Raw genomic sequence first — 6,982 nt, 5'->3', positions numbered from 1 at the left:
GAGCAGGGGAGGCAGGGGAGGCAGGGGAGGAATTACCAATTACCAATTACCAAAATAATATACATATGGAACAAATGCAGGTACAGATAAAAGAACTTAACGAGCAAATTCAGGCGCTCCAGCAAGAACGCGATGCCCTGACTAATAATAAAGTAGAGTCTGGGGAGAATGATTCACCTCAGGCAATAGTTGAGGCTTACCGTCGTCAAGCTAGAGAAAATGTGCAATTATCGGCTGAACTTAAAGGCATTGATGATGCGATCGCTGCGCTAACCGAAGGTATCACATTTCTAGAAAGAGAGATACAACAAAAACAAGGCTATCTAAGCAAGCGTTCAGCCCTATCCATCCGCATTTCTCAACAGCAGGAGCAGCTAGAAGAAGCCAAAAAAGTGGCTCAAGTTCACGCCCTGCGGGTTAATCAACTCGCCCAGGAACTAGCCACAGAAATCAAATTCCTCAAAGCCTGTGCTGATGAACTTAGTCCCATGTATTGGCAAGTTTACTACAAACCCTTTATTACCGGATTTAAAACCATCTCCGTTCCCTACGTCCGTTCTGATGGGGAAGTATGGACAATTGTCAACCGTATTGTCTAAAGACTAGATATCAATTTTGTAGAAATGTAAACTCGATATTAAAAATCAGGATTATAACTGAAGGCGGTAACATTAGTTGCCGTTTTTTTGTTGACGTTACAAAACTTTGCTTTTAGAATAGACACGAAGGCATTTGAGTAAGTATTTATTACTAATAATGCCCAAGATAGCAAATATTAAGAGCAAAAACGTTTACAAAAGTAACGATTCCTTAATATAATGTAAACAAAAGCGAAACCAAAAATATATTGTCAGAAGTGATGAATGCCATAGAACTTCCTTGGTTGTCAGCCATAATATTTCTCCCTTTAGTGGCCACCCTAGCCATCCCTTTCATCCCCGATAAAGACGGTAAAACCGTTCGCTGGTACGGGCTAGGAGTAGCATTTGCAGACTTTGCATTAATGATTTTTGCCTTCTGGCAGAGCTACGACTTCCAAAGTTCAGCCCTGCAACTGACAGAAAACTATGCTTGGATACCCCAGATTGGTTTTAACTGGGCTGTCGGGGTTGATGGTTTGTCAATGCCCCTGATACTTTTAACAGGCTTAATCAACACTCTCGCAATATTCGCGGCTTGGAAAGTAGACAACAAGCCGCGTTTATTCTATGCCTTAATGTTGGTGATGTACAGCGCCCAATTAGGCGTGTTCCTCGCCCAAGACTTGCTCATGTTCTTCTTAATGTGGGAAATAGAGTTAGTACCCGTTTACTTACTAATTTCCATCTGGGGAGGAAAAAACCGCCGCTACGCAGCTACCAAATTCATTATTTATACCGCAGCCGCATCTATATTTATTCTCGTAGCTGGTTTTGCAATGGCATTCTATGGTGATAACGTCACCTTCAACATGACAGCATTGGGAATGAAAGAATATCCCCAAGCCTTAGAACTAGCACTATATACAGGTTTTTTAATTGCTTACGGTGTAAAACTACCAATTTTCCCTTTTCACACATGGTTGCCTGATGCTCACGGTGAAGCATCTGCTCCTGGTTCCATGATTTTGGCTGGTGTGTTGTTGAAGATGGGTGGTTATGCACTTATCCGCTTTAACGTGGAAATGTTAGCAGATGCCCACGTTGTCTTTGCTCCAGTTTTAGCAGTCTTAGGAGTAGTTAACATAGTTTACGGTGCTTGTTGCGCCTTTGCTCAAACCAACCTCAAACGCCGTTTGGCTTACTCTTCAATTGCCCACATGGGGTTTGTGTTGATTGGGATTGCTTCTTACACAGAAATCGGTATCAGCGGTGCTGTGTTACAGATGGTTTCTCACGGTTTAATTGCAGCTAGTTTGTTCTTCTTGTCTGGTGTGACTTACGAACGTACCCACACCTTAATGATGGATAAAATGGGCGGTATGGCTAAGGTAATGCCCAAAACCTTCGCACTATTTACTATCGGTTCCATGGCTTCTCTAGCTTTACCCGGTATGAGTGGTTTCGTCGGTGAGTTGATGGTATTCCTGGGTATTGGCACCAGTGATGTTTATAGTTCCAATTTCAAAGTTGTAGTCATCTTCTTATCAGCAGTTGGCGTGATTTTGACACCGATTTATCTACTTTCAATGTTGCGTCAAGTGTTCTACGGTGAGCAAAGCGAAGAGTTACATTTAGATGCTGTTATCTCTGATGTTAAACCCCGCGAATTGTTCATCACTGCTTGTTTGTTAATTCCCATCATCGGTATTGGTTTCTATCCTAAGATGGTGACACAAGCTTATGATGTGAAAACAGTAGAAGTTGCGGCTCATGCTCGTCAAGTGTTGCCAGTTATTGCTCGTCAACAACCTACTAATTTGTACTCGCAAATCTTTACAGCACCAACATTAGCAAGTTCTGAAGTAGTTAATTAATCGTAGGGGCGAAGCATTTGGACAGAAAATCAATCGTTTCTGCGATAAGTTATCACCCAAATGCTTCGCCCTTACAGGATATGATTAAGATTCGATCATATAAGTCTTGATACCATGAAGCAATAAACCTAATCCCCAGCCTAATATGGGATAAATTGCCCAGAAATATGAAGGACTTGTGAACAGGTTCAATAAAATCAAAAACCCATTGATCACAATAAAAGAAATTAGGTGTGATTTGAATTCTTTACGTTTTTGAGAATTAGATATTTGTTGTTTTTTCATTTCTACTTGCTGTATTAACCATTCTTTTTCAGCAGCTTGCAATGATTCGGACGAAACTCCTAGTTCTAATGCAATCTCGATAATTTGCTCTTGAGAAAATTCTCCCTCCTGCTTACGAGCAAAAGCTTTTTGGAGAATCTGTTGCATTTCTTCTGAACTGTAAGTCATATAAATACCTAGAAGGGTAAAAATAGTTAGGTAGATGTCCCTTGCTAAGAATTTTCATTAGTCTCTTGAATTTAAAGAAGTTAGTTTTGCAGCTTTAGCTACATAACCAGTTAAAAAATATTTGTCTGTTGTTACGAACTGCTTAGAAATATATTTTATATCTGAAAAAATAATTCATGAAGTAATTGACAGCACAAATATAGATTTATTCGGTTTGAATTAATGCTTTGCTTAATATTTTGAAACTCGTTTAAGCAACAAGGATAGTTCTTCCTTATCAAGATTAATTTTATCAGATTTTTGGATGCCAGTCAATAGCTTTAACTCATAAAATGCGAAAATATTTTCTTTGCTAACTGAGGTTATTGAGAAAGAATCAAATTCAGTACATTTAACTCATGAGAATTTAAAAGATACTTTTCGGTAAAGACTTTATTTCTAATTTCTTCTAAGCTATAACTTCTAAACACTACAAAGGGAAATTCTTGATAATTGTGACCTATGGGTAAAACGTTACCGACAGGGTATAATAAACGAATGTAGGTAGATAAAATATCCCGAAAAAGTTGATCTTCCGGTTCTTTTGGTTCACTTTCAAAATATTCTTTCATCACTTCACCACTAATAAACGCAAATAATGGTAAAGCATAATATTGATCTGTGTGTTGACTACTCTGTTCTAGTCTTTGTGTTTTCTTTACATCATCTTTTAGATTTTTCACCAATTCTATAGCATCTTTAATAGCTACTGATAAACTTCCTGGATAAGAAGATTTACGACGGATAATTTCGTGCATATTTTTCCACAGTTCTTCATTTGCGTAGGTTGATATATCAGCTAGTCGCATTTGATAAGTTTCTTCTAATTTATTATTAACAATAGGAACTACTAATAAACCTCCACTAATATAACCAGGTTCAAGTTTACCAAAATCTAGTAACTTATCGAGAGTATGATAAATTTCTGAAAACTTACTGTTAAAAGACTTTTGTAGTGTTAAATAATTAGACTCAGTTGCATTTTGAATCACAAAATCTGCTCGTCCTAGCAGGTTTTCTAAATTTGTATAAACTTGTTTTAACAACACATCGCTTTTAGTGCGTTGATATTCTGTTTTTAATTGACGGATAAGGTTGACCATTTGAGCGGAAAATGTCTCCCCAGCAGCAAAAACAGATTTTCCACCGATAGGAATAAGAATGAAGTTATCTCGACCTATCCGACCATAACCAAAAATTCTGGTCATGATAGAAGCTTTTAAAATCAATAAAATATTTAACAGACTTAGCGCACTTTCTTGTAAAGATATTTCTGGGTCATCTTGATAATAAACTGCTCGTTCTGCTAAATAGAAAATTAGTTCTTTATCCTGATTATCTATATTCTCATTTCCTCGACCTCTGTAAATAACCTGAATTACTTCCATCAGGTTTTTTTCAATTTCAAAGTTAGGAATTTCTACCAAAATATGTTTAGCTTTAGGAAAGGATAAACCTCGACTACCAGAAGCAGTCATAAAAATGACTTTGACATTTTCTTGAAATTTTTGAATTTCTTTCTTTTCATCCTCAGATATATTTGCGTGTATTTCTAAATAATCTATACATTTTTCAAATTTTCCCCGGTGTTGTTTAATTTTATCAATCAATTCTGCTAATTTACGCTTGTTTTGAATATAAACAATTACCTGCTCAACATCTAACCGTTGTAAGAGAGATTCAATATCTTTTAAAATCTCAGCTTGTAACCCAGATTCTAAATTGTATTGTTGCTTTAATCCCCCTTCTTCACTAAATTTACAAGACTCAATTAATACTTTATAACTTAGAGATAAACTACTAGCTGGGTAAGAGTTAGTATTAATAACAGTTGCTTCTAAACCTTTAAATTTTAATGGTTGAACAGAAAGAGGTTGAGCAATATCTACAGCACGACGAAAATATATTTTATCGGGTTCTGGTGAGGTATCAGATAGGTGTTGAATAATCACATTTTTATCAACAATAGAAGCATCAGCGACAATTACTTTAGTATTAAAACCATGTTGAGAATCCATTAATTGATACTTCTCTATGATTTGATGAATTCCATTTAAAAACTCCACACCTCCATCATTACCTGTGATTTCATCTATCATGATAAATAAGTGTTTAATTCTCTTAGATATTTCTTGCATTTTTTGAGGTAAAACTTTCCCTTCTGGGGTGTTGTAAGCATTTCTAAATATTTTATCAAAATGCTTTAATGTGTTACCAGCATCAGTCATTTTTAAGGCTTGAATAGAAGCAGTTGCGATAATATTATTTGATATTTTTTGTTCGACAATTGTGGAAATAGCCTCGCAAATACTATTAAGAACACCCAGTTTCTTTTGTCCAACATCTTGAATTACATCTTCCTTGGTTCGTTTAAATCTGTCCGAACGTCGGGCTTTTTGTTCAATATCCCTACTATCCAGAAAGTCAACAGATTTTTCAATAAATTTACCCTGACGCTGGTTAGATGTGTATTGAACTGTGTAACGACCAAAATTATTTGTAATTAGGTTGCTGTTAGTGTTTATAGCTAATAATTTGTCATGAGATAATTTTCCGGTATTTTTATCTTTAAATTTTTCGATGATATCCAAATTAACTTGTTTACGAGGACTAACATAAAAGAAAAGAAAACCTTCATCTATATGTGCTTTCAAAAAATCAACAATTGCGGTAGTTTTACCAATTCCCGGATTTCCAGTTAAAAATATATAAGTGGATTGAGAAATTAGAGCTTTTTTAATTAATTCAGCATGAGCATCTCTTAATGTTATATTTCCAGTTAACCCTAACTCATTCATCAATTCTGAAGGAACTGTTCCAACCGAGTTGATAAATCCAGTAATTTTCTCTGTGTGACGAGGTAGAATAGTAATCTTATCAGCAGGAATTTCTAAAAGAGAATCAACAAACTCTTTACCGCGTTCAAAACTCCGGTAAGCACTGCGTTTAATTTGATTTAAAACCTGCTTGCGTGCTTCGGGAATTTCTTTAGGACTAGAATCATGTTTGTAAATCTGATAACAGGTTTTTAAGATATCTACATTTTCCTGTTGAATGGATATTGTACTAATTCCGCGATCGCTATATCCTATAGAATTGAAGACCACACTTGCTGTATCTGGGAGAATAGTAGATTTTTGGAGAAATTCATAGAAGCTATGGAGATAACAAGCAGCTTGAATTGACTTGGTACTTTCTTTATCTCTATATTTAAAAGCAGTAAAATATGTCTTTAAACCTTCCGAAAATTCCAACCCTAAAGATTCAGTATCAATTCTAAGATTAGAAAAGACACTTTTAGAACGTAAATAGCTAATATCCCGCATTAATAACCGACGGATTATTTCTATATAATCAATATTTTCAACATCTTCATTAGTATTGATAGAAAATACCGATAAATCAACACAAATAACTCGATACTCTTTTCTATGACGTAATAAAATCAAAGTATCTGCATTGAGAAATTCACCTTTTCTCTTATACCTTGTAATATCTTGAGAGATGTTATCTAAGTTGTCAAATTGAGATAATACTTCACTAAACCACTGAAAATCATCTTTGGTGTCATAAGTACCAATACTGTTATCACCATTAAACCGACATTGATAATATAATATTTCCACATTTTGGAACTTATACGGTTTATCCCAACCTGTAGATTTGATGTATTCTCGAAAGAAATTAAAGCCACTTAAAAAACCCTTTTGAATAAAAAATATACTCCAATTTTTAGCCATATCTCTTTCTACAGTGCTGATAACTTTATCAACAACTCGCTGTTGGATTTTGAATAACTTTAGCTGCTGTAATTCCTGACGATATAAATCACCAAATCTGTGCTGAATTTTCTTTTCTTCAATGTAAGCAAGAATCCCAATATTAAAACCTACTTCAAACAAACGTCCTAAATCTTCAGCTATTTTGGATTTCATGATGTTTAGTGATATATTTTTTAAACGCGGAGGAACGCTGAGTAAAGCGCAGAGTAGCGCAGAGAAAGAGAACTCTATGTTCCTCTGCGTTAACCTCAGC

4 protein-coding genes are annotated in these 6,982 nt (G+C 35.4%); 2 read left to right on the top strand and 2 right to left on the bottom strand.

Annotated elements, in window-relative coordinates; all coding sequences use genetic code 11:
• The first annotated feature begins 65 nt into the window (after nt 1-65).
• Both A9Y75_RS20870 and A9Y75_RS20865 read left to right on the top strand, forming a co-directional pair.
• On the top strand, nt 66-599 hold the full coding sequence (locus tag A9Y75_RS20870) for a hypothetical protein (RefSeq protein WP_071191474.1): 534 nt from the start codon (nt 66-68) through the stop codon (nt 597-599).
• A gap of 260 nt (nt 600-859) precedes the next feature.
• A complete protein-coding gene (locus tag A9Y75_RS20865) occupies nt 860-2,455 on the top strand; it encodes an NAD(P)H-quinone oxidoreductase subunit 4 (RefSeq protein ID WP_071191447.1) in 1,596 nt (531 codons plus the stop codon).
• A gap of 84 nt (nt 2,456-2,539) precedes the next feature.
• On the opposite strand, the gene A9Y75_RS20860 is transcribed toward A9Y75_RS20865, so the two are convergent.
• A complete protein-coding gene (locus A9Y75_RS20860; RefSeq protein WP_071191446.1) occupies nt 2,540-2,908 on the bottom strand; it encodes a 2TM domain-containing protein in 369 nt (122 codons plus the stop codon).
• Nucleotides 2,909-3,270: 362 nt separating this feature from the next.
• Nucleotides 3,271-6,882, bottom strand: a complete 3,612-nt coding sequence (locus A9Y75_RS20855) for a helicase-related protein (protein WP_071191445.1) — start codon at nt 6,880-6,882, stop codon at nt 3,271-3,273.
• Nucleotides 6,883-6,982 lie beyond the last annotated feature (100 nt).

It is taken from the genome of Trichormus sp. NMC-1 (assembly GCF_001858025.1).
Lineage (GTDB): Bacteria > Cyanobacteriota > Cyanobacteriia > Cyanobacteriales > Nostocaceae > Anabaena.
The sequence above is the reverse complement of the archived record's forward strand: the minus strand, read 5'-3'. Positions and strand labels throughout refer to the sequence as shown.